This window comes from Bosea sp. BIWAKO-01 (assembly GCF_001748145.1).
Taxonomy (GTDB): domain Bacteria; phylum Pseudomonadota; class Alphaproteobacteria; order Rhizobiales; family Beijerinckiaceae; genus Allobosea.
In genome coordinates this window covers 2,058,818-2,082,872 of the sequence record NZ_BCQA01000001.1, presented here as the reverse complement: position 1 = coordinate 2,082,872, position 24,055 = coordinate 2,058,818, and the positions used below count along the sequence as shown (strand labels likewise).

19 protein-coding genes are annotated in these 24,055 nt (G+C 65.6%); 8 read left to right on the top strand and 11 right to left on the bottom strand.

The genetic code is table 11. The features are described 5' to 3' along the window. Positions 1–129: 129 nt before the first annotated feature. On the bottom strand, positions 130–651 hold the full coding sequence (locus BIWAKO_RS09530) for an RNA polymerase sigma factor (protein ID WP_069882313.1): 522 nt from the start codon (positions 649–651) through the stop codon (positions 130–132). 344 nt (positions 652–995) lie between these two features. Between BIWAKO_RS09530 and BIWAKO_RS09525 the strand changes: the two genes are divergently transcribed. After that, the gene (locus BIWAKO_RS09525; RefSeq protein WP_176733294.1) at positions 996–2,894 is read left to right on the top strand and encodes an FUSC family protein; all 1,899 of its coding nucleotides are present in this window, start codon (positions 996–998) and stop codon (positions 2,892–2,894) included. Positions 2,895–3,037: 143 nt separating this feature from the next. Here the strand turns inward: BIWAKO_RS09525 and BIWAKO_RS09520 are convergent, their stop codons facing one another. The 4 genes from BIWAKO_RS09520 to BIWAKO_RS09505 form a co-directional block, all read right to left on the bottom strand. Further along, the gene (locus tag BIWAKO_RS09520) at positions 3,038–3,589 is read right to left on the bottom strand and encodes an NADPH-dependent FMN reductase (protein ID WP_069878503.1); all 552 of its coding nucleotides are present in this window, start codon (positions 3,587–3,589) and stop codon (positions 3,038–3,040) included. Positions 3,590–3,725: 136 nt separating this feature from the next. Continuing rightward, positions 3,726–6,881, bottom strand: coding sequence for an efflux RND transporter permease subunit (locus tag BIWAKO_RS09515; RefSeq protein ID WP_069878502.1), 3,156 nt, complete (start codon positions 6,879–6,881; stop codon positions 3,726–3,728). After that, positions 6,878–8,035, bottom strand: coding sequence for an efflux RND transporter periplasmic adaptor subunit (locus BIWAKO_RS09510; RefSeq protein ID WP_069878501.1), 1,158 nt, complete (start codon positions 8,033–8,035; stop codon positions 6,878–6,880). Before BIWAKO_RS09510 ends, BIWAKO_RS09515 begins: the two co-directional genes overlap by 4 nt. Positions 8,036–8,197: 162 nt before the next feature. After that, a complete protein-coding gene (locus BIWAKO_RS09505) occupies positions 8,198–8,794 on the bottom strand; it encodes a TetR/AcrR family transcriptional regulator (RefSeq protein ID WP_069878500.1) in 597 nt (198 codons plus the stop codon). 637 nt (positions 8,795–9,431) lie between these two features. Here BIWAKO_RS09505 and BIWAKO_RS09500 point away from each other — a divergent pair. After that, on the top strand, positions 9,432–9,656 hold the full coding sequence (locus tag BIWAKO_RS09500; protein ID WP_069878499.1) for a hypothetical protein: 225 nt from the start codon (positions 9,432–9,434) through the stop codon (positions 9,654–9,656). Between the two features lie 58 nt (positions 9,657–9,714). On the opposite strand, the gene iolB is transcribed toward BIWAKO_RS09500, so the two are convergent. Genes iolB through BIWAKO_RS09475 form a run of 5 tightly spaced genes read right to left on the bottom strand, consistent with a single transcriptional unit; the run spans position 9,715 to position 16,088 of the window. Then, positions 9,715–10,515 carry a 5-deoxy-glucuronate isomerase gene (gene iolB / locus BIWAKO_RS09495; protein WP_069878498.1) on the bottom strand — a complete coding sequence of 267 codons (801 nt, stop codon included), beginning with the start codon at positions 10,513–10,515 and terminating at the stop codon, positions 9,715–9,717. Positions 10,516–10,529: 14 nt separating this feature from the next. Then, positions 10,530–11,429 carry a myo-inosose-2 dehydratase gene (gene iolE / locus BIWAKO_RS09490; RefSeq protein WP_069878497.1) on the bottom strand — a complete coding sequence of 300 codons (900 nt, stop codon included), beginning with the start codon at positions 11,427–11,429 and terminating at the stop codon, positions 10,530–10,532. A 19-nt stretch (positions 11,430–11,448) separates the two neighbouring features. After that, entirely contained in the window at positions 11,449–13,287 is a 1,839-nt protein-coding gene (gene iolD / locus BIWAKO_RS09485; RefSeq protein ID WP_069878496.1) for a 3D-(3,5/4)-trihydroxycyclohexane-1,2-dione acylhydrolase (decyclizing), read from the bottom strand. Between the two features lie 10 nt (positions 13,288–13,297). Next, entirely contained in the window at positions 13,298–15,202 is a 1,905-nt protein-coding gene (locus tag BIWAKO_RS09480) for a bifunctional 5-dehydro-2-deoxygluconokinase/5-dehydro-2-deoxyphosphogluconate aldolase (RefSeq protein WP_069878495.1), read from the bottom strand. 19 nt (positions 15,203–15,221) lie between these two features. Further along, entirely contained in the window at positions 15,222–16,088 is an 867-nt protein-coding gene (locus tag BIWAKO_RS09475) for a MurR/RpiR family transcriptional regulator (RefSeq protein ID WP_069878494.1), read from the bottom strand. Between the two features lie 115 nt (positions 16,089–16,203). On the opposite strand from BIWAKO_RS09475, the gene BIWAKO_RS09470 reads away from it, so the two are divergent. The 6 genes from BIWAKO_RS09470 (at position 16,204) to BIWAKO_RS09445 (ending at position 23,272) form a co-directional block, all read left to right on the top strand. Beyond that, positions 16,204–17,004, top strand: a complete 801-nt coding sequence (locus BIWAKO_RS09470) for an SDR family oxidoreductase (protein ID WP_069878493.1) — start codon at positions 16,204–16,206, stop codon at positions 17,002–17,004. Positions 17,005–17,038: 34 nt separating this feature from the next. Next, complete coding sequence (iolG, locus tag BIWAKO_RS09465) at positions 17,039–18,043, top strand: inositol 2-dehydrogenase (RefSeq protein ID WP_069878492.1); 1,005 nt, start codon at positions 17,039–17,041, stop codon at positions 18,041–18,043. Between the two features lie 2 nt (positions 18,044–18,045). Continuing rightward, the gene (locus tag BIWAKO_RS09460) at positions 18,046–18,846 is read left to right on the top strand and encodes an inositol monophosphatase family protein (protein ID WP_069878491.1); all 801 of its coding nucleotides are present in this window, start codon (positions 18,046–18,048) and stop codon (positions 18,844–18,846) included. Positions 18,847–18,915: 69 nt separating this feature from the next. Beyond that, positions 18,916–19,956, top strand: coding sequence for an ABC transporter substrate-binding protein (locus tag BIWAKO_RS09455; protein ID WP_069878490.1), 1,041 nt, complete (start codon positions 18,916–18,918; stop codon positions 19,954–19,956). Between the two features lie 34 nt (positions 19,957–19,990). After that, complete coding sequence (locus tag BIWAKO_RS09450) at positions 19,991–22,192, top strand: ABC transporter permease (protein WP_069878489.1); 2,202 nt, start codon at positions 19,991–19,993, stop codon at positions 22,190–22,192. A gap of 15 nt (positions 22,193–22,207) precedes the next feature. Next, positions 22,208–23,272: an ABC transporter ATP-binding protein gene (locus BIWAKO_RS09445; protein WP_069878488.1), complete on the top strand. Its 1,065-nt coding sequence runs from the start codon at positions 22,208–22,210 to the stop codon at positions 23,270–23,272. Between the two features lie 167 nt (positions 23,273–23,439). Here the strand turns inward: BIWAKO_RS09445 and BIWAKO_RS09440 are convergent, their stop codons facing one another. After that, entirely contained in the window at positions 23,440–24,033 is a 594-nt protein-coding gene (locus BIWAKO_RS09440; RefSeq protein WP_069878487.1) for an SCO family protein, read from the bottom strand. Positions 24,034–24,055: the final 22 nt, after the last annotated feature.

Here is a 24,055-nt window from a genome sequence, read left to right as displayed (position 1 = left end):
GCGCTTCACCCGGCTGCGGTATCGGTTTTCGCTGGTCCCACACGCGTTCTGGCTCCATTCATTCGCAACGGCCGGCCCTGTGGGATTGCGCCATTCTGCCTAATTAGACGATTGGGGGCGGAAACCTAATTAGGCGGGCGGGGCATTTTTATCGCGCAGCTGCCGCCGCAGACCTGCCATCGCATTGGCGAGATGCACCATGACGGTGTTTCGGGAGATGCCGAGCCGCTGGGCGATTTCCGCATAGCTCAGGCCGTCGAATTTGTGGAGGAGCAAGACCTCCCGGCTGCGCGGAGGCAGGATCTTGATGGCGGTCTCGAGCGCGGCGCGCTCCTCTCTTGCCAACATCGCGGCATCGGGACGGGGCGCCGGATCGGCGATCTCGTGATCTGCGGCTGCAAGCGGGCTGATCACGGCGGCGGCGCGGCCCTGCTGGCGCCAGGTATCGATCGCCACGCTGTCTGCGGTACGATGCAGATAACCCCGGATGTCGCGGATTTCGGCGCGCGGGATGCGCAACAGACGAAGGAATGCCTCTTGGACGGCATCGGCCGCTGCGGAGACTGAAAGGCCGCGCTTCACCAGCCGTCTTTGCAGGCGCAGCCGCTCATCGGCGTAGAGGGCGGCAAGGCTGGTTGGATCGGAGGACATATCCCGTCTTGCGAGGCTGTCGGCCGCGCTGGCACGCGTCCTGAGGATGCGTCGCATTAGCCAATGAAAAATTATGGTGCAAGTACAATGATTTAGAGGGTTTCTAGGCTGGCCGCGCGGAGTGGGGCGCTGAATTGTTGCTCGCGGACCGAGGCTGGTTGATCGGTGTCGCCTGATCTCGTGTCCGAAATGTCGCGGGGCTGAGCCGAACGCGATGCGCCTTGTGCACTCCACCGGCCTCATGCGGTATGGTGGCGTGAACGCCCGCCGGGCCTGGTGTCGGGCACCCGACCGACAGGGGTCCGCTTGGAGAAGGCTGCTCAGGACATGCGCGAGCCGTGGCCGTGACGTCTTCCCCCTTGCTCCGGCTGGGACTGGATGGCGCCGGCCTGCGGCAAGCAGCGCTGCTGGCTCTTGCCGCCTGGCTCGCATTTGCTCTCGCTTCGTCGCTTCACATCACCAACGCCTATTGGGCCGCGATGCCGGTCTGGGTTGTGGCGCAAGCCTCGCGCGGGCTCTTGTTCGCCCGTGGCTTTCTCAGGATTCTCGGAACGTTGATTGGCGCAGCCGTCGGCTTCGGCCTGCTGCATCTGATTCCCAACCATTATTTTCTGTTGCTCGCGCTTGGCCTTTGGGTCGGCTTCAACACTGCGCTGACGCATGTGCTGCGCGGCGTCACCGCCTATGGCGCCCTGATGAGCGGTATGACCGCGGCCATCGTCATCCTGCCAACCGTGTTCTCCCCCGAACGATCCTGGGACATCGCCATTGCACGGGTTGAGTGCACGTTGATCGGCGTGGCCGTCGTGACGCTGTTCACGGCGCTGTTCACGCCGGCAGCATCGCGTTCTGCTCTCATGTCCCGGGCAGGACTGATGGCCGGGAAAGCGGTGCGGTTCGCAGCCTTGGCGCTCCAGGGCGTTCCGCAAGATCGGATGGCCTTAGCCGAACGGCAGCTTCTCGCCGAGATGAGCAGCGTCACCCAGGCGGCGGATCAGATGACGGCAGGTTCGCTGCGGGGCTCGCGGCGTCGCAAGCGCGTCGATGCACTGGTCGCGGCCGCCTTGTTGGTGATGTCGGCAGGGCGCGCAGCTGCGTCGCGGGAGGCGTCGGAGGAGACCATCGCCAGGGCTCTGCCCGAACTTGACCGGTTGGCAGCACATTTCGAGCGGGAAACAGAGGCGCAAGGAGAGGTACCCCGTGCCGAAGGGCTGGATCCCCGCCTGTCGGACAGTCTGCGGGGGCTGGTCGCAGCAGAAGCCGCACTCAGTGCGGACCGCCCGGCCGGAGATGAGCTCTCCGGTCTGGTGCCTGCCTTCCTGCACAATCCTCATGGCGACTGGTCGCTGGGCACCACCGCCGGCGCGGTGTCGGGGCTGGCCACCTGGCTCGCTTCCTCTGCGGCCTATGCTGCAAACTGGCCGGTGGCGGAACTCGCAGCGCTGGGAGTCTGCATCTTCTCGATGGTCCTGGGTTCGCTGGCGCAGCCGCAGGCCATTGCGCCGCATATGTTGAAGGGGGTTCTGGCCGGGGTGGTGGCTGCCCTGATCTACCGCCTCGGCGTGCAGCCGCATGTCCAGACCGTGCCCGAACTGCTGTTTTCGGTGGCACCGTTCCTCCTGCTTGGAGGGTTGGCGCGCGCGAGCCGCAGGACGGCAATCGCGGCGATCGACGCCAATATGTGTTTTCTCCTGGCCAGCCAGGCGGTGTTGCCGGCCGTCACCAAGCCCGCCGCAATCCTGAGCGAGGCCGGCGCGCTTGTCGTCGCTGCGGTGCTGGTGACAAGCAGCTTCATTCTGCTGCCGCGCAGGCATGACCGGCACGCGGCAAGGACCCGCGAGGATATCCGGCGAGACCTCGAGCGGCTCCTCGCCAATCCGCAAGCCAGGCGCGGGGCAAGCTGGGATCAGGGCATGACCCGGCAGATCATGCGCCTCACTCTGCACCTCGCCCGAGCCGGAGAGGGCGATGGCGGCGCTGCGCGCGGCCTGCTTGGCGTGCTCAATCTCGGCATCGCGGCGACGGCGCTGCAGCGGCTGGTGTCTGAGGGAGGGCTCGGGGACGAGGATCGGCGGCTGATTGCGCAGGGGCTCGCAGCTCTGGGACGGTTCCGGACGGAAACGCCCAGACCGGAATTGTTCGACGAGGCCGCGCGAAAGCTCGCGAATGCCCAGGCTGCGCGCGCAATGAAGGAGGCCGCAGCGGCATTTCGGCAGGCGGAGCCCTTTCTCGCCGGCGCGTAATGGCGTGCGCTGGAGGCCGCCCTGCGCCGGTGTCGGATGGGCGCCTGCCGTAATGCCGCGCAAGCGCGATGGCCATCCGGGTTTGGCCGCTTCAGCGGCACAAAGTCGGGATGGCGTCGTCAGACCTTCCGAGAAGGGGCGCGTCAGGCTGGGTGCTTCTTCACCCAGGCGACATAGGCATCCACCCAGCCTTGCAGGAAAGCCCGGCTGGATTCCCCGATCTCGCCGCTCTCGGTGAACAGTCCATCCTTGGCCTGGATGAAGACTTCCGGCTGTCCGAGCGTCGGCATGTCGAGATAGGCGAGGACATTGCGCAGATGCTGCTGCGCAATCGCTGTTCCGATAGCGCCGACCGACACGCCGAGAACACCGGCCGGCTTGCCGGCCCAGGCACTCTGCCCATAGGGCCGCGAGGCCTGATCGATCGCGTTCTTCAGCACGCCGGGGATGGAGCGGTTATACTCGGCCGTGACGAAGATGACGCCCTGGGACCCGGCGATCTCGGCCTTCAGCCGCTTCACGGCCGGGGCCTGGTTCGCGTCGTCATCCTGATCGTAGAGCGGCAGATCGCCGATCGCGACCTGATGGAGCCTGAATTCGGGCGGGGCGAGTTTGGCGATCGCCGTGGCAAGCTTGCGATTGAAGGAATCGCGACGAAGGCTGCCGATCACGACGGCAATTCTGAATTCGCTCATGGTGTGTCCCATCACATCGTGCTGGTTGCGGCGTCGAGCCTAGTGCCCGACGCCCGATTTGTCGCGCGCGATCATCCCGGCCGCGCGCCACGTGAGCGAGGTGGTTACCGGACCGGTCCATGGACCGGTCCAAGGTTCAGGTCGCGTTTCCAGCGTTCTCCGCCGCCCCCTTGGCGTTCGCCGCGGGGCCTGCATCCTTGGCGGGGCGAGGGTCGCGCCAGTCGATGAGCCGGTAGAACATCGGGATGAAGAAGGTGGCGATGAAGGTTGCCGCCAACATGCCGCCGATCACGCCCGTGCCGATCGAGTGCCGGCTCGCAGAGCCCGCTCCGCTGCTGATCGCGAGCGGAACGACGCCAAGAATGAAGGCGAGCGAGGTCATCACGATCGGCCGGAAGCGCAGCCGCGCCGCTTCCAGCGCAGCCTCGGCAGCACTCATGCCCTGCTGGCGCACCAGAACGGCGAATTCGACGATCAGGATGGCGTTCTTGGCGGCCAGACCGATCAGCGTGACAAGGCCGATCTGGAAATAGACGTCGTTGGTCAGGCCGCGGAGCCAGACCGCGAGCAGTGCCCCGAACAGTGCGAACGGAACCGCGAGAATGACCGCCAGCGGCAGGCTCCATTTCTCGTACTGCGCGGCGAGGATCAGGAACACCATGATGATGCCGAAGATCATGGCCTGCGAGCCGGTTCCGCTGGTTGCGAGCTCTTGATAGGCCGAGCCCGTCCAGGCGATCTGGAAGCCCTGCGGCAGTTCGCGCGCCACCTCCTGCATCGCCGCGATCGCCGCGCCCGATGTGTATCCGGGCGCCGGATTGCCCATCACCTTGGCGGCGGCAAAGGCGTTGAAGCGCTCGAACTGGTCGGGGCCGGCGACGCGCACGGCTTTCACCAGCGTATCGAGCGGCACCATCTTGTTGTTGCTCGAGCGCACGAAGACCTGCTTGAGATCCTTCGGAGCCTGACGGAAAGCGGCCTCCGACTGCAGGTTGACGCGGTAGTTGCGCCCATAGAGCGTGAAGTCATTGACGTAGAGGCTGCCGAACGTGCTTTGCATCGTCTCGAAGACGGAGCTGATCGGTACGCCGAGCGCCTTGGCCATGTCGCGGTCCAGGTCGAGCCGGTACTGCGGAACGCCGGTGTCGAAGGTCGTGCGCACGCCGGCCAGTTCGGGACGTTTCGAGGCGGCTTCGACCAGTTGTGCGGTGGCGGCGGAGAGCGACTGGACGCCGCCTCCGGTGCGATCCTGCACATAAAGTTCGAACCCGCCCGTGGTGCTCAACCCGCTGATCGGCGGCGGATTGAAGAACAGCACCATGGCGTCCTTGATCCCGATATTCATGCCGGTGAACGTCTTGACCAGGTTGCGCGCATCGAGGTCCGGGGTTCGGCGCTCGCTCCAGTCCTTCAGCGTCACGAAGGTCGTGGCGGCGCTGGTCCGCTCGCTTCCGGAGAGAAGGTCGAACCCCGAAATGGCGAAGACGTTCTCGACCGCCGGGTGCTTGCCGATATTGGCCGCAGCCTGATCCATCACCGCCACGGTGCGGTTCAGCGAGGCGGCCGGAGGCAGGATCGCCACCCCGAGCAGCACGCCCTGGTCTTCGTCTGGAACCAGCGAGCCCGGAATGGTCCGGAACAGGATGCCGGTGCCGGCAATGAGCACGGCGAAGAGCACGAGGCCGATGGCGAAGCGTTTGACCAGGAAGCCGACGCCCGAAACGTAGCCGCTCGTCAGCTTGTCGAAGAAGCGGTTGAACAGCCGGAACGGCAGGGCCGGTTCCTGATGGCCCGGTTTCAGGATCAGCGCGCACAACGCCGGAGTCAGGGTCAGCGCGACGATGCCCGAGATCGTGACCGACAGGGCGATCGTGACCGCGAACTGTTTGTACATCGCGCCGGCCAACCCGCCCATGAACGACACGGGGATGAAGACCGCGCACAGCACCAGGACGATCGCGATGACCGGCCCGGTGACCTCGCTCATCGCCTTGATCGAAGCCTCTCGCGGCGACAGGTGCTCGGTCGCCATGATGCGCTCGACATTCTCCAGAACCACGATCGCGTCGTCGACGACGATGCCGATGGCCAGGACGAGGCCGAACAGGGTGAGCAGGTTGATCGAGAAGCCGAACATGTACATGCCGGCAAAGGTGCCGATGATCGAGATCGGCACCGCGATGACCGGGATGAGCGTCGCCCGGAAGTTCTGCAGGAAGAGGAAGACGACGAGGATGACCAGGACGATGGCCTCGACGAAGGTCTTGACCACCTCCTCGATCGAGACCTGGATGAACTTCGTCGTGTCGTAGGGAATGCTGTAGGCCATGCCCTCCGGGAAGGACTGCTTCAGCTCGTCCATGCGGCTCTTGAGCGCCTCCATGGTCGAGAGCGCGTTCGCTCCCGTTTGAAGATAGACCGCAAGCGGCACCGCCGGCTTGCCGTTGAGCTTGCTGTCGACGGTATAGCTGGCCGAGCCGAGCTCGACCCGCGCCACATCCTTGAGCCTGAGCGTCGCCGCGTTGATGTCGGAGCGCAGGATGATGTTGCCGAACGCCTCGGCATCCGGGAGACGCCCCTGGGTCGTGGCGGAATAGGTGAAGGGGGTCGATGGGTCGTTCGGCTCATCGCCGAAGCGGCCGGCTGCGAACTGGGCATTCTGTTCGCGAATGGCTGCGGCGACATCGGTGGTCGTCAGGCCGTAGCGGGCGAGCTTGTCGGGACTGAGCCAGATCCGCATCGAGTAGTCGCGCTGGCCGAGCAAGGCCGCGTCGCCGACGCCGGGAATGCGCTTCAGATCGTCAATGACGTTCAGCAGGGCATAGTTGCCGACATAGGTCGTGTCGAAGCGGTCGTTCTCCGAATACATCGCCACGAGGCCGAGGATGGAGGTCGAGCGCTGGCTGACCGTCACGCCGAGCCGGGTGACCTCTTGCGGCAAGGTCGGCGTTGCGCGCTGGACGCGATTATTGACGTTGATCGTAGCCTGATCGGGATCGGTGCCCTGCGCGAATGTCACCGTCAGCGACATCTGGCCGCTGCTGGAGTTCGAGGACTGCATGTAGAGCATGCCCTCGACGCCGTTGATCTGCTGCTCGAGCGGCGCTGCCACCGTCTGCGCGATCGTCTCGGCGCTGGCGCCGGGATAGGTGGCGCTGACGACGATCTGCGGCGGCGTCAGCTCGGGATATTGCGCGATCGGAAGTGCCCGGATCGCGACGAGGCCGGCAAGCACGATGACGATCGAGATGACGGCCGCGAAGACGGGCCTGTCGATGAAGAAGCGATTCATGGCTTGGCAGCTCCGGGCGCCGCAGCAGCGATCGAGACCGGAGCGCCGGGGCGAACCTTGATGATCCCCTCCGTGATCAGCTTGTCGCCGGCCTTGAGGCCCGACGTGACGATCCAGCCGTCGGCGACCTGACGTCCGAGTACGACGGGGCGGGCTTCGGCCTTCCCCTGGCTGTCGACCGTGTAGACGAACTGTCCGCGCGGTCCCTGCGAGACGGCTGCCTGCGGAACGACGATGGCGTCGTTGAGCACGACACCCATCACGATCGCACGCAGGAACTGGCCGGGCAGCAGGCGATGCTCGGGATTGGGGACAACGGCACGCAGCCGCAGCGTCCCGGTTTCCGGATCAAGGCCGGAGGAGGCGAAATCGATGACGCCTGGCTGCGCATAGACGCGGCCATCGCCGTAGGTGAGCTTGACCGAGAGGACCTCGCCGGCACGTTCCCAGATGCCCTGAGCCTCGAGCAGGGCCCTGACCTCGGCCACTTCGCTCTCGCTGGAGTTGAAGATGACATAGACAGGGTCGAGCTGGGTGATCTTGGTAAGCAGGCTGCTGTCGCCCGTGGTGCCGATCAGGCTGCCCTCGGGCAACTCCTCGCGGCTCGTGACCCCACTGATCGGCGCCCTGACATTGGTGTAGCCGAGATTGAGTTCCGCGACGTTCAGGTCGGCGTGAGCGACGGCGACCGAAGCCGTTGCGAGTTCCTTGGCGGAGAGGGCGTCATCGCGTGCCTTTTCCGTGCCCGAGCCGCTCTGGGCCAGCCGCGTATAGCGCTCGGCATCGCGCGTCGCCTGGGCGAGCTGGGCCTCCGCCTGCTGGAGCTGTGCCTTGGCCTTGGCAACGTCCGCCTCGTAGCGCCTCGGATCGATTTCGAAGAGAATGTCACCGGCCTTGACCTCGGCGCCCTCGACGAAGTTCCGCTTCAGCAGAATCCCGCCAACCTGGGCCCGGACCTGAACCTCCCGAGAGGCCTCGACGCGTGCGGCATATTCGAATGTGAGCGGCACCTTGCCGGCCTTGACCTCGACCACGGTCACCTGAGGCGGGGGCGCGGCCCCCTGCGCCTGGGCCAGGGTTGCTGCGCCAAGCAGCGGCCAGATGAAGGCAAGGCTGAAGAGCGCGAAACGGCGCCGCGGCGTGTAGGTGGTCATCCGTCGCATCCTTCCAATGGTGCCGGTCGCGGCGCGCTCGCCGGCGGGGCATCGCGCAGTCTTCCATGAGCAAGGGCCGTATCCAACCACGAGCATTGCCCGCCGGAAGCGCGGGCAGCCTTCTTCGTTCTTGCGGGGGCATGAGGCAGGGGTGTCCTCCCTCTAGTTGGGCTTGGACAGGAATACGGCGATGAGATTCTCAAGGAAATGCTCCTGAAACTGGCCGCGATCCATGGGGCTCGCGGACAGGGATTGAACGAGGTCCGGCGCGGTCGAGGGCCAGAAGAATGCGCCGGCCAGAATCGAGAAGGCGATGAAGGGGTCGCTCGCATGCGTGACACCTTCGCGAACCGCCTGATCGAGAAGCGGTATGAAGGCATCGAGCGCGGGACGAAGCAGGAGTTCCTTCAGTGCGGCCAGTCGCGCCCCGCTCTCCCTCGCCTGCTGCGCGATGAAGAGGCCGAGTTCCGGGTGGCTGAAATGGAAGAGCACCGTCAGACGGATGGCATCGGTCACTCGGTCCCGGAGCGGGCGTGTCTCGGCCGTCAGGCGTCGGATCTCGGCGTGCAGCTGCGCCGTATACGAGGCGACGTGGTCGATGCTCGCGAGCCAGAGCCCCTCCTTGCCGCCAAAATGCACACGCACCAGCCCGGGGTCGACCTTGGCGGCAGCGGCCAGGCTGCGCAGATCGACGCTGTCATAGCCATGACGCGCAAAGGCGCTGGTCGCAGCGAGAAGCAAAGCCTCGCGGCCCGACATCTGGTCCTTGAGTCGCCGACCGCGAGGGCGCGGAGCTGGACTGGGGGAAGTGGATCGATCGGATCGGGGCATTGCTCGGATGATTGTTATAAAATCTACAAGTGAGGATATTTCAGCGTGACGCGGGACGCAAGGGCGCACGCGATCGCCCGGTGACGGCCATCCTCACGAGATTGTTACGCAAGGGAGATGCTGACCTGGCCAAGGGTCATGCCGACCATGGCGTAATGTCGCCAGCGGCGCGCGACGATCCTCTCAGGCGAATGCAAGTCGTGTTGGTTCGCAGATTCCGCTGAAGGATTGGAGTATCTGAAACGAGACCCGCAGCCTTCTTCAGCGATCCAGTCAGATGATCCTCTGGTATTTTACGGATGTTATGATTTATCTGTACTGTAACGATCGGTCTCTGGGTCTTTGGATCGCATATTTTGGAAAGGTCCCGACTGGCGGCGGATCTGTGATTGCCGGCGGGGCCGGTCGCGGAATTCAGGGTTTCGGAATCTCAAGTATTTCTGAGAAATATCATGCCCTGCTCTCTGAGGGAGGAGTAACGCAAGAATTGGATTGGCCAAAATACTAGGTGATTGGAACAAGTATCAGGTAACGCTGTTCTGAATCTCCAGCGGGGGGGCTGGGTATGACCAAGGATAACGGCAGCGGCGAACGCATGATCTGGTCTGAACTGGCCGGGCAGATGGTCTCGATTTCGTCGCCGGAATGGTGCCACGAGCGGGACGTCGATTATCTGCTGTGGCTGCCTTCGCTGGAACGGGGCCGGGTGCTGCGCGGATATCCCCCGGAGACCGTCGAGCGTCTCTGCGCCGATATCGAACGCTTGCGGGAAATCCGGAAACGCCGCTGAGCGCCGGGGCATCGCAAAGCGGCGGATTGCATTCGCGCGACCCGCCGCGCCTGACCGTTCAGGGCTTGACGATCCACTCATGGGCAGGATCGTTGGCGAATTTCCAAACCCGCTTCGGACCCGCCATCACGTTGAGATAATAGAGCTCATAGCCGTGCGGTGCCGCGACCGGATGATAGCCCCTTGGCACCAGCACGACATCGCCATCCTCGGCGCACAGCGTCTCATCGAGCGAACGGTCATCGGTATAGACGCGCTGCAGCGCAAAGCCCTGGGGCGGCGAGAGCCGGTGGTAATAGGTCTCCTCAAGCAGCGATTCCTGCGGCAGCCTGTCCTGGTCGTGCTTGTGCGGTGGATAGCTCGACCAATTGCCTGACGGGGTGATCACCTCGACGACGAGCAGCCCTTCGGCGGGCTCGGTCTCGGGCAGGATATTGCGGACATGGCGGGTGTTCGTACCGCTGCCGCGCGTCATGCAGCCGACATCCGCTGGCGCGATCACCCTGGGTTTTGAACCCGGCTTTCCCGGCGCCGAGCAGATCGCCAGCTCGCAGGGGCCCTGTGCCGTCACGGCTAGGCGCAATCCGGCCGGTACATAGAGCGACCAGGGGTCGGGTTCGAACGGGGAGGACCGACCGCCAATGACGCCGAAATCGGCGCCCCCGGCCATGGCTGCGGCCTTCCCCGACAGCAGGACGACGCAAACCTCCCGGTCTCCGGTATCCCGTTCAAGCACCTGGCCGTCCGCGAGCCGGTAGACTTCGAAGCCGACATGGCCCCAGCCGGCCGATTCCGGGGTGACGTTGTGGATGCGGCCGTCCTGATCTGGGGCGGATGGTTTTACGAGCAGCTTCGACATGGCGCATCCGGGCCTCAGACGAGCCCGGCCTCCTTCAGGCTGTGCTTGAGATGGGCGACGCCCTTCTTGGCATAGGTCAGCGGATGGGCCTTTTCCGGATCCTGCTCGGCTTCGACCACGACCCAGCCGGAATAGCCCGGCAATGCGCGGAACACCGCGGGATAATCGACCATCCCGTCGCCCGGCACGGTATAGATGCCGAGATCGCTGCCCTTGCCGAGCACGGCATCAAGGAAGCTCCAGCCTTCCGCCGCTGCCTGCGTCATGACATGCGGGCGCACGTCCTTGGCGTGGACATGGCTGATCCGCCCGCGATAGCGCGCGGCGAGCGCAGCTGGGTCCGAGCCACCCCAGGTGGCATGGCCGGTGTCGAGCAGGAGATGCACGGCGGGGCCCGTCGCCGCCATGAAGGCGTCGATATCGGCTTCGCTTTGCACGATTGTGCCCATGTGGTGATGATAGACCAGCCGGACGCCTTCGCTCAGCGTGCGCTCGGCAACCTGCGTGATCCGGTGGCCGAACTCGGCCCAGTCCTGCGCGCTCATCACGGGGCGCTGCGAGAGCGGCTTCGAGCGGTCGCCATGGATCGCATTCGAGGTCTCGGCGAAGACCAGCACGGTCGAGCCCATGGCCTTGAGCAGATCGAGATGCGGCCGCAGATGGCGCATCTCCTCGTCGGCGTCGCGCTGGAGCAGTTCAGCTGAATACCAGCCCGAGATGCAGTCCATGCCGAAGGGGGCGAGAGCCGCCTTCAGCGCTGCCGGCTGCCGTGGGAACTTGTGACCAAGCTCCATGCCGGTGAAGCCGGCCTCACGCGCCTCGGCGAGGCAGGTTTCGAGCGATGTCGCGCCGCCGATCTCCTGGAGATCGTCATTCGACCAGCCAATCGGGTTGGCACCAATGCGGATGGGCATGGATAAGTGTCCTTCGGGATCAGGGGCGTGACTTCAACGCAGTCTCATAACGCTCACGCGCCTGCCGGACTTCGGCGCGCGCGGAGGTTGCCGGCACCGCGACATCCCACCAGTGGCCGCCGGCATCGGTCGAGGCGAGCGGGTCGGTATCGATCACCACGACGGTGGTGCGCGCATGCGCGCGGGCGGCACGCAGCGCTTCGTCCAGTTCGACGAGGCTGCCGGCCTTCGTGGCGATGGCACCGAGCGAAGCGGCATGGGCGGCAAAATCGATTGCGGGCAGCGTCTCGTGGCGGGTGTCGCGCAGCAGGTTGTTGAAGGAGGCGCCGCCCGTCGCATTCTGCAGCCGGTTGATGCAGCCGTAGCCGCGATTATCGAGCAGGACGATCGTCAGCTTCAGGCCGAGCATCACCGAAGTCGCGATCTCGGAGTTCATCATCAGATAGGAGCCGTCGCCGACCATGACGACGACCTCGCGGCTCGGATCGGCCATCTTGACGCCGAGTCCGCCGGCGATTTCGTAGCCCATGCAGGAATAGCCGTATTCCATGTGGTAGCCGCCGGGCGCGCCGGCCTGCCAGAGCTTGTGCAACTCGCCGGGCAGTCCGCCGGCGGCGCAGAGCACGACATCGGACGGCTCGCTCCAGCGCTGCACGGCGCCGATCACCTGCGCATCGCTCGGCAGGGGCTGGTTGCCGGGATCGGTATAGCGCGCGGCGAGGCCAAGCCAGGTCTTGCCCTCGGATTCCGCCCGCTCCGTCCATTCCGCCGGCGCGCGATGTCCCGCCAGTGCCGTAGCCAGCTCGGAAAGGCCGGCCAGGGCATCGCAGACCAGCGGAAGCGCGCGGTGCTTGCCGGCATCGAAGGCCTGCGTGTTCAGCCCGACGATCCGGCAGGCCGGGTTGGCGAAGAGTGCCCAGGAGCCGGTGGTGAAATCCTGCAGCCGCGTGCCGACGGCCAGGACCAGATCGGCCTCGCGTGCCAGCGCATTGGCGGCGGCCGTGCCGGTGACGCCGATGGCGCCGAGATTGAACCTGTGGGTTGCGCCGAGGCTGCTCTTGCCGGCCTGCGTCTCGGCGGCGGGAATGCCGTGCGCCTCGCAGAATTCGGCGAGCGCGGCTTCGGCCCCGCTATAAAGTACGCCGCCGCCGGCAATGACGAGTGGCTTCTTCGCCGCCTTGAGCAGTCTGACCGCCTCGGTCAGCTCCTGCTCGTCCGGGCGTGGGCGGCGTGGCGTCCAGAGCCGCTCGGCAAAGAAGCTCTCGGGATAGTCATAGGCTTCGGCCTGCACGTCCTGGCAGAGCGCCAGCGTCACTGGCCCGCATTCGGCCGGATCGGTCAGGACGGTCATGGCCCGCTCGAAGGCCGGCATCAGCTGCTCCGGCCGTGTCAGCCGGTCGAAATAGCGCGAGACCGGACGAAAGCAGTCATTGGCGGAGACCGTGCCGTCGCCGAAATCCTCGATCTGCTGCAGCACCGGGTCGGGCAGGCGCCCGGCGAAGATATCGCCCGGCAGCAGCAACAGCGGCAGGCGGTTGACATGCGCGACGGCGGCAGCCGTGACCATGTTGGTGGCGCCGGGGCCGATCGAGCTCGTCACCGCCATCATCTGGCGCCGGCGCGATGCCTTGGCGAAGGCGATCGCAGCATGCGCCATGGCCTGCTCGTTATGGGCGCGATAGGTCGGCAACGTGTCGCAAGCGGCATGCAACGCCTCTCCGAGCCCGGCGACATTGCCGTGCCCGAAGATGGCCCAGACGCCCGCGAAGATCGGCACGGTCTTGCCGTCGATCACCGTCTTCTGTGCCTGCATGGCGCGTGTCAGCGCCTGCGCCATGGTGAGGCGGATCGTACCCATTGGGAGTTCCTCAGCGTTCCTGCCAGGCTGCGACCAGCCGGGCGAAGCGTTCTGCCATTATCGCGGTCGCAGCCTCGTCATCGAGGCTGCCGGCAAGCCAGCCACGCGCCGCTTCCCCGAAAATCGTGCGGCCGACGGCGAAGCCCTTGACCGACGCCGAGCCCTGCGCTGCGCGGAAGGCCTGCGCGACCGTCTCTTCCGGCGCATCGAGGCCGAGCAGCAACACGCCGCGGCAATAGGGGTCATGGCCGGCGATGACCGCATCGATCTCGCTCCATGCGGCCGGGGAGGGCTGGCCCTCGAGCTTCCACCAGTCCGGCCTGATACCGATGGCGTAGAGTCGCGTCATCACCCGCGCGACCGTGTCATCCGCAACCGGCCCGTGCTTCGAGGCAATGATCTCGACGAGCAATTCCCGCCCGACCTGTCGACAGGCGAGAGCGACGCGCTTCAGCACCTGCTCCTGCGCATTCCTGAGAGCCTCGGGATCATCCGGGTGGTAGAAACACAGGCATTTGGCGACATGGCTGACCGGCCACTCGGCCAGGGTGGCCCCGAGAGACCCAGTCGTGTCGGTCTCCAGCGCGAGCGGGCGCGAGCCGGGGAGTTCGAGGGGGCGGGCGATCCAGAAGCCGTGATCCTCCGCCCGGAACAGCGCTTCACGGCCATGGATGCCGTCGACCAGCATGCCAAAGCCAGGGCGTCCGTCGGCGACACGGGCCGCCGCCTTCACGGCAAGCGTCTTGAAATGGGCGATCCGCTCCTGCGGTACGCCTGCCGCGTCGGCCATCTCCTCAAGCTGGGCCCGATGATCGATGGCGAGCGCCATCACGCCCGCGGGCTGCGGCAGGCGCGTCGTCGCCCAATGCACATGGTTGATCTCGGCGTCCCGGCGCAACGCCCGGTGCGGCGAACCATGAGCAAGGAAATATTGCAGCTCGGGGAAGGTCGGGCTTTCCGGCGAGCACAGCAGCCGCGAGACCGCGAAGGCGCCGCAGGCATTGGCAAAGGCGCAGCAGGTTGCGATCGGCTCGTCGCGCAGCCAGCCACGCAGGAAGCCGGACATGAAGGCGTCGCCGGCACCGAGCACGTTATAGACCTCGACCGGGAAGCCAGGTCCCTTGATCCCGTCTTCGAGCGAGGCAGGGATAGCGCCGGGAAAGACCACGCAGCCCATCGGGCCGCGCTTGCAGACGATGGTCGCGGCGCTCAGGGACCGAATCGTGCGGATGGCCTGAAGCGTATCCTCCGAGCCGCCGGCGGCGTGGAGCTCCTCCTCGGTGCCGACGATCAGGTCGCAATCGGGCAGGATCGCCTGGAGATGCTCCGTCACTGTCTCGGAGCGGATATAGCGCTCCTCCCCGGCCTGGTGCCCGGCAAGTCCCCAGAGATTGGGCCGGTAGTCGACATCGAACACGACCTTGCGGCCATGCTTGCGGGCGAGCGCGATCGCCTTCTTCTGAGCCGCTGCGGCGTTGGGAATGGCGAAATGCGTGCCGGTGACCACGATCGCCCTGGCAGAGGCAATGAAGGCCTCGTCGATCTCGCTTTCCTGCAATGCGGCGTCGGCGCAGTCGGTGCGGTAGAAGATCAGCGGGAAGGTCTTCTCATCGCGCACGCCGAGGATGACGAGTGCGGTCAGCCGTTTGGGGTCGGTGATCACGCCGCTCGTCTCGACGCCCTCGCGCTCCAGTTGTTCGCGGATGAAGCGGCCCATCTGCTCGTCGCCGACACGGGTGATCACGGCCGATTTGAGGCCCAGGCGCGCGGTGCCGATCGCGATATTGGTCGGGCAGCCTCCGACCGCTTTGAGAAAACTGCCCATGTCTTCAAGTCGGCCGCCGATTTGCTGGCCGTAGAGATCGACCGAGGAGCGGCCAATCGTGATGACGTCGAGCTGAGGGGCGACGGGCATGGTGCTTCGGCTTTCCGCACTAACCTGCGAGATCGGGATCGGCGCTGGCGCCGGCGTGTTCGGCGGTAGCGACGGCAAGCGCCATCGCCAGGGTGACGCTGGCCGCCATCGAGCGGAATGCGCCGAAATCCGCCTCCGCGACATCCAGCCAGAGATTACAGTTTTCGGCGAGCGGACTGAGCGGGCTGTCGGTCAGGGCCAGCACCGGAATGCCGCGCTGATGTGCGGCGGCAGCGATCTCGACCGTGGCAGTCGTATAGGGCGCGCAGCTGATCGCCAGGATGGCGTCGCCTGGTCCGGCAAGGGCCGCCTGCTCCTGGCCGAGGCCGCCGACATGGTCGACCAGCACCGCCCTGATGCCGAGCTTGCCGAAGGCATAGGCGAGGTAGGACACCACCGGGAACATGCGTCGCGCGCCGACGAGGACGATGGTTTGCGCCCTGGCCAGCAAGGCAGCCGCCTCTTCCAGCTGGTCGGGCCTGACAGCTGCCCGGAGCTGGGCAAGCGACGCTTCGCTCGCCTGAATGAAGCCGTCGAGCAGGGCTGCGCCGCCATCCGAGCCTGTTCCTGCCGTTCGCAGCGCTGCCAGACGGGCGCGATGGTCGGCAGCATGCCGGCGCAGACGCGAGCGGAACACCTCCTGGAGTTCGCTGAAGCCGGAATAGTCGAGCGCCTGCGCGAAACGCACCAGCGTCGAGGCCTGGACGCCTGCCTTCTCCGCGATCTGCGCGGTGGAGCCGAAGGCCATGTCGTCGAGATGGGCAAGTGCATGATCAGCGACCTGTTTCAGCCGCTTCGGCAGGGATGGCCGCCGTTCGCGCAGCAAGGCGACGAAACGGTCGAATTCCGGCCTGTCCGTGGGCTGAGGCTGCGATCCTGATGACATGCCGGTTCCGGTTAAAGCGCCTTGACTTCAAACGCTGATCGGCGGAATGTTTATTCCAAAATCAGACAAAGACAATCCATTCGTATCAAAATTTCGCTGGGGAGCGTGGCGTCAGGTGTCAGGGAAGAACGAATTCGGTCGTGATCTGACCGGCAAGGCCGCCATCGTCACTGGTGGTAGCCAGGGGCTTGGCGAAGCCGTCGCCCGCGAGTTCCAGGCGCGCGGGATTGCTTCCCTGCTGCTGACCGGCCGCAATCGCGAGCGCGGCGAGGCGGTTGCCCGCGATCTTCGCAATGCCGGCTGCGATGTTCGCTTCCATGCCGCCGATCTTTCCGAGCTCGATCAGGTCAAGTCAATCGTTCCGGCCGCCGAGGCAGCGTTCGGTCGTCTCGATATCCTGGTCAACGCCGCCGGCGATACGGATCGCGGCTCCATTCTGGAGACGACGCCCGAGCTCTATGAGCGCATCATGGCGGTCAATCTGCGTGCGCCCTTCTTCCTGATCCAGGGGGCCGCCGAGCTGATGTGCCGACTCGGGATCGAGGGCGCCATCGTCAATATCCAGTCGATGTCGGCGCATGGCGGCCAGCCATTCCTGAGCGCCTACAGCGTCTCGAAGGGGGCGCTGGCGACGCTGACCCGCAACGCCGCCTTCGGGCTCCTGCCGCACCGTATCCGGGTCAATGGCCTCAATATCGGCTGGATGGCGACGCCGGGCGAAGACGCGATCATGCGGTTGCGCCATGACGCACAGGATGGCTGGCTCGATCAGGCCGCCGCGAGCCAACCCTTCGGCCGCCTGCTCGATCCGCGCGAGGTCGCCCGCGCTGTCGCCTATCTGGCCTCGGCCGAATCGGGTTTGATGACAGGCTCGAACATCGATTTCGACCAGACGATTCTTGGAGCGCGGCAGTAACGCTGCCGCAGCCACAGCCTTGACGACAGGACATATGACGATGCGCATGGGATTGCTGGGTGCCGGCCGGATCGGACGCATTCATGGGTTGAACCTTGCGGCGCGCAAGGACGCGACGCTGGTTTCGGTCGCGGACGCCTTTGCGGATGCGGCGGGCTCGCTGGCGGCCGAGACGGGCGCAGCGGTTGCCAGTCTCGACGCGATTCTCGCCGACAAGACGCTCGATGCGGTGCTGATCTGCACACCGACCGACACCCATGCCGACCTGATCGAGGCCGCCGTCGCCTCCGGCAAAGCGGTGTTCTGCGAGAAGCCGGTCGATCTCGACGCCGCGCGGATCAAGACATGCCTCAAGACCGTCGCTCAGACCGGCAAGCCGCTGATGATCGGCTTCAATCGGCGCTTCGACCCGAGCTTTGCTGCGCTCCAGAATCGCCTGCGGGCCGGAGAAGCGGGCGCGATCGAGATCGTCAGCGTGATCTCGCGCGATCCCTCGCCGCCGCCGGTCGACTACGTCAAGCGCTCGGGCGGCCTGTTCCGCGACATGATGATCCATGATTTCGACATGGCGCGCTTCCTTCTGGCCGAGGAGCCGGTCGAGGTTTTCGCGCTCGGTTCGGCGCTGGTCGATCCGGCGATCGGGCAGGCCGGCGATGTCGATACGGCCGCGGTTCTGATGCGCACGGCGTCCGGCAAGATCGCGCAGATCTCGAATTCGCGCCGCGCCAGCTATGGTTATGACCAGCGCATCGAAGTCCATGGCTCGAAGGGCATGCTGCGGGCCGGCAACATCCACGAAACCACGGTCGAGATCGCAACCGGTGCCGGCTTCCGGGCGGACCCGGTGCAGAATTTCTTCCTCGAGCGCTATGCCGCAGCCTATCGCGCCGAACTCGATGCCTTCGTCGCCGCCCTGAAGGGCAAGACGGCGCCGTTGCCCTCCGGAGAGGATGGCCTGAAGGCGCAGATCCTGGCCGACGCCGCGACTGAATCCGCACGCATCGGCAAGCCGGTCTCCGTCGATCTCGGAGCGATCTGATCATGACGCCCGCTGATCTCGATCTGCGCCAATATGCCGTACAGGGCCTCGTCCAGCAGGCCGGCTTCCTGGCGCTCGACTATTTCAACAAGAGCGAGAGCCTTGGCGTCACGATGAAGGGCGCCCAGGACTGGCTCACCGTCGCCGATGGTGCTGTCGAGGATTTCCTGCGGCAGCGCCTTGCCGTGATGTTCCCGCAGGATGCGATCATCGGCGAAGAGGGCGGCGGCGAAGCCTCGGACGCGGTCTGGATCATCGACCCGATCGACGGTACCTCGAATTTCGCCCGTGGCGACCGCAACTGGTGCATCTCGATCGGCTTTCTGCTGAACGGCGTCCCCGAGATCGGCATTCTTTCTGCGCCGGCGCTGGGCGAGATCTATGTCGGACGCAAGGGGCGGGGCGCGACCCTGAATGGCGAGGCGATCAAGGTGTCGGGGCAGACCGATATCAAGCGCGCCTATGTCGAGTTGGGCTGGTCGACGCGCATCCCGGCCGAACGCTATGTCGCGATGATCGGGCGTGGCTACGCCGCAGGCGCCTCGGTGAAGCGCGGTGGCTCCGGCGCGCTCGGCCTGGCCCATGTCGCGAATGGCCGGACGGAGGCTTATGCCGAACTCCACATCAACGCATGGGATGTCGCGGCCGGTGTCGTGATCGCAGCCGAAGCCGGCGCCTATGTCAGCGATTTCTTCAGCGGGGACGGCATTGCCAAGGGCAACCCGATCCTGTGCTGCACGCCGGGGCTTCGCCGCGAGCTCGAACAGGTCACGCAGATCGGGAGCCAGCAGGCGAACGATTGATCTTTGCCGGCAACACGTCACTATCAAGCCAACAATAAAACCAAGAACGACACGTAACGGGAGGATGACATGCAGGGATTTCAATGGCTCCGGACCGGGGTCCTGGCGGCGTTGGCCAGCGGGGCTGCTTTTGCGGCGGCCCCCGCACAGGCCCAGGGCGCACTCGTCATGTATTGCGGCGTCCAGGAGGAATGGTGCCGCGCCATGTCGACCGCGTTCGAGCGCGATACGGGAATCAAGGTCGCGATGACCCGCAAGTCGGCGGGCGAGATCTACGCCCAGCTCAAGGCGGAATCGTCCAATCCGCGCGGCGACATCTGGTGGGGTGGTACCGGTGACCCCCATCTCCAGGCCGCCGAGGAAGGGTTGACTCTCGAATATGAATCGCCGGTCAACAAGGACCTTCACGACTGGGCGCTGTCGCAGTGGAAGGCGGCGCAGAAGCGCTCCGTCGGCATTTACGCTGGCGCGCTCGGCTTCGGCTTCAACACCCAGCAGATCAAGCAGAAGGGCCTGAACGAGCCGAAATGCTGGGCCGATCTGCTCGACCCGAAGCTCAAGGACGACGTCCAGGTCGCCGATCCGAACTCCTCGGGAACGGCCTATAACCTGCTCGCGACCGTGGTCCAGTTGATGGGCGAGGACAAGGGCTTCGACTATCTCAAGAAGCTGCACAAGAACGTCAGCCAGTACACCAAGTCGGGTGCTGCCCCCGCCAAGGCCGCGAGCCTCGGCGAAACCGCCGTCGGCATCGTCTTCATCCACGACGCGGTTGTCTTCGCGGTCCAGGGGGATCCGATCAAGGCAGTCGCGCCTTGCGAGGGCACCGGCTACGAGATCGGCTCGATGTCGATCATCAAGGGCGCGCGCAATCTCGACAACGCCAAGAAGTTCTATGACTGGGCGCTGACCCCGGCAGCTCAGGCGCTGGCGGCCCCGGCCAAGTCCTATCAGGTCCCCTCCAACAAGAACTCGACGGTGCCTCCGCAGGCCCCGAAGATGTCCGAGATGAAGATGATCGACTACGACTTCGTCAAATACGGTTCGTCCGCGGAGCGGACGCGGCTGCTGACGAAGTGGGACAAGGAGGTCAAGGCGCTGCCGAAGTAATTTTCCGTTCAGCGCTCTGAAGAGATCCCCTGCGATGCGTCCTGCGACACGGCTCGTCCTGCTGCTCGGCTGGCTCGGCTATGCGGTCATTCCCTGGTACCTGCCTGACGGCATCAGTCTCAGCCAGTTCGGCTGGCTCGCGGGGTATCCATTCGGCAAGGTCGGCACGGCGCTCGCGCTGGCCCTGTCCGGAACGGCCCCCTGGCTGCTGCCGGTTGGCGTGGCGCTGCTGGCTGTGACGCTGCTGCTCGGCCGCAGCGAGAGTGCTGCGGTCGGCAGGACGCTGATCTGGGCGGGGCTGATCGGCATGGTCCTGTTCTTCGCGCAGGGCTTTGCCATCACGCTGCAGGGCCAGGGTATCGCCTGGCTCGCCGCATTGCTCGGCGGCAGCGGCGCGGCTCAGGGCGGCATGGGCTTCGGCGCGTTCCTGACGGTGCTTTCGCTCCTGCTGCTGCTCTGTCATGGGCTCGCCTATCGCGGGTTCTGCCGGGGCGACATCTTCACCACCAGCTCGATCGGCATCATCGTCCTGCTGATCGGGCTCTTCATCTTCTTCCCGGTGGCGACGATCCTGCAAAGCGCGCTTGTCGATCAGGCCGGCGCCTTCGCGCCTGGCATCTTCGTCGCGCGCCTGTTCGATTCCTCGATCTGGGGACTTGGCTGCGTCACCGCGAACACCAATTGCGGCGTCGCCTGGAACACGTTGATCCTTGCCGTGCTGACCGGCGTCATCACGACGCTGCTCGGGCTTGCCTGCGCGCTGCTCGTGCTGCGGACGCGCATGCCGGGCAAACGTGTGATGCGCGCGCTCACCGTGTTGCCGATCATCACGCCGCCCTTCGTCATCGGTCTCGCGCTGATCCTGCTCTTCGGCCGCTCCGGGGTGGTCTCCGGACTGCTCTATGACTGGTTTTCGATCCCGCGCTCGCGCTGGATCTACGGGCTGCCCGGCGTGCTGCTGGCGCAGGTCCTGGCCTTTGCGCCGATCGCGTTCCTCGTCCTGATCGGGGTCGTGCAGGGCATCAGCCCCAGCCTGGAGGAAGCCTCGCAGACGCTGGGCGCCAAACGTTGGGCGACGTTCCGCACGGTGACCTGGCCGCTGCTCAAGCCGGGCCTGGCCAATGCCTTCCTGCTCGGCTTCGTCGAGAGCATGGCCGATTTCGGCAATCCGCTGGTGCTCGGCGGCAATTTCGAGGTGCTGTCGACCAAGATCTTCTTCGCCGTGGTCGGCGCCGCTCATAATCAGGGGCAGGCGGCGGTGCTGGCGATGGTGCTCCTCGTCTTCACGCTCGGCGCCTTCTGGGTGCAGCAGCGCTGGCTCGGCGGCAAATCCTATACGACCGTCACCGGCAAGGGCGATTCCGGCCTGCCGGCAAAACTGCCGAAGCCGGTCACCTTCATCTCCGCACTGGTGATCGTGCCCTGGGTGGCGCTGACCTTCGTGATCTACGTGATCATCCTGATGGGCGGTTTCGTGAAGACCATGGGCCGCGACCACACGCCGACGCTGGAGCATTATCGCACCGGTTTCGCCATCGATTTCAGCCGTGGAATATTCTTCGAGGGTGCGGCGTGGGACTCGCTGTTCACGACGCTGAAGGTCGCGGCAATCTCGGCCCCGCTGACGGCGGTGCTCGGCCTGCTCACCGCCTATCTGTTGATGCGGCAGCAGTTCCGCGGCCGCCATGTGCTCGAATTCACCACCATGCTGAGCTTCGCCATCCCCGGCACCGTGCTCGGTGTCGCCTATATCCTCGCCTTCAACGTACCGCCGATCGAGATCACCGGGACCGGGCTGATCCTGATCATCGCCTTCGTCTTCCGGAACATGCCCGTCGGCGTCCGTTCCGGCATCGCCGGCCTGTCGCAGATCGACAAGAGCCTTGACGAGGCTTCGATCACCTTGCGGGCGCGCAGCTTCACCACGCTCTGGCGCGTTGTGCTGCCCCTGCTGCGCCCTGCGCTCGTCTCCGCGCTCGTCTACAGCTTCGTGCGCAGCATCACCTCGGTCAGCGCGGTGATCTTCCTGGTCTCCGCCGAGTACAACCTGGCGACCGCCTATATCGTCGGGCGCGTCGAGGCCGGCGAGTTCGGGCTCGCCATTGCCTATTCCTCGGTGCTGATCGTGGTCATGGCCGTTGGTATCGGCCTGATCCAGCTCGGCGTCGGCGAGCGCAAGCTCGGGCGGCGCAGCGCGATCCCGCTCGCCACATCCGCCGCACAGCCTGTCAAGTAAGGAGCAGCACCTCTCATGGCCAAGGCGGGACCTGCCTCAGTCGAATTCCGCAATGTCAGCATGCGCTATGGCGCGGTGACTGCCGTCGACAATATCAGCTTCACGATCGAGCCGGGAAAGCTGGTGACCCTGCTCGGCCCCTCTGGCTGCGGCAAGACCACGACCCTGCGCATGATCGCCGGCCTTGAGATTGCCAGCGAAGGCCAGGTGCTGATTGGCGGCAAGGATGTCACGCGGCTTTCCGCTGCCGACCGTGACGTCAGCATGGTCTTTCAGTCCTATGCGCTGTTTCCACATATGAGCGTGCTGGAGAATGCCGCCTACGGGCCACTGGTGAAGGGGCTGCCAAAGGCCGAGGCGCAGGACATGGCGCTGGCCAAGCTCGCCCTCGTCGGCCTCAAGGGCTTCGAGAAGCGCTACCCGTCCGAGCTCTCGGGCGGCCAGCAGCAGCGCGTCGCCGTGGCGCGCGCGCTGGTGCTCGAGCCGCAGGTCCTGCTCTTCGACGAGCCTCTGTCGAATCTCGACGCCAAGCTGCGCCGCAAGGTGCGCGAGGAGATCCGCGAGCTGCAGCAGAGCCTCAATCTGACGGTTGCCTATGTCACCCATGATCAGGAGGAGGCGCTCGCCGTCTCCGACCGGATCATCGTGATGTCGAATGCCCGGATCGCGCAGGAGGGCTCGCCCCGCGAGCTATACGAGGAGCCGGCCAACTCCTTCGTCGCCGACTTCATTGGCGATGCCAATATGGTTCCCGTCACGATCTCGGAAGTTTCCGAAGGCATCGCCGATGTGATGATCGGCTCGGCAAAGGTGAAATTGCCGGCGCGTGGCCTGGTCGCCGGACCGGCCAAGGCGGCGATCCGGCCGGAAAGCCTGTTGATGGGGCCTGCCTCCGGGCCGGGCCTGCGCGGCACCGTCCGCAAATGCGCCTATCTCGGCAACCACCTTGATCTGATGATCGAGACCGAGGTCGGCGAGCTCTTCGTCGTCCAACCGGGCGGGCGCGATCTGCTGCCCTATGGCAGCGAGGTCGGGCTCTCCTTTGCAAATTCGGGCGTCACGCTCATTCCCCAGAGCTGAGCGGCCAGCGCGCCGCTCCTGTCGCTCCAGCGGAGCAGAGGCGCCGCGCGGCGCGCCCGCCGGCTTCCTGCTCGCTTCGGGCGCACCGTGGTCCGTGGGGCACCGGTGCTATCCCCTCAGGGCGAGCAAGAGGAACCGAAGGCGCGCGGATCGCGCGCTTGGCAGCCTCAAAGATGCCTGAGCCACTCCGCGGCCGCTTCCGCTGGCGGCCGCTCGATATTGAAGGCGCCGACGAAACCGCCCTTCTTGTCCATGAGATAGACGAGCGCGGTGTGATCCATCGTGTAATCGCCTTCCTTGAGCGGCACCTTCTTGGAATAGGCGCGATAGGCCTTGATCGTGGCGTCGATGGCGGCACGGTCGCCGGTCAGGCCGACGATGCGCGGGTCGAAGCTGCCAAGATAGCTCTTCAGCACCTCCGGCGTGTCACGCTCAGGGTCGACGCTGATGAACAGCGCGCGCAGCTTTTCGCCCTTGGGGCCGGCGGCGCGCAGAGTCTCGGAAATCTCGAAAAGCTTGGTCGGGCAGATATCGGGGCAATGGGTGAAGCCGAAGAAGACGAGGAAGGGGGCACCGCGCAGATCGGTGTCGGCCAGCGGCTTGCCTTCGCCCGTCGTCAGCGTGAAGGGTCCGCCGACACTGGAGGTCGCGCTCTGACCCTGGCGCACCGGGCTGAAGGTCAGGATCGCGGCCGCCGCCAGGGCGACTGCGCCGGCCAGAAAAACCACGAGAGGCAGGATGAGGCGACGGTTCACGGGGATCCTCGGAAAAGTCGGACGGCGC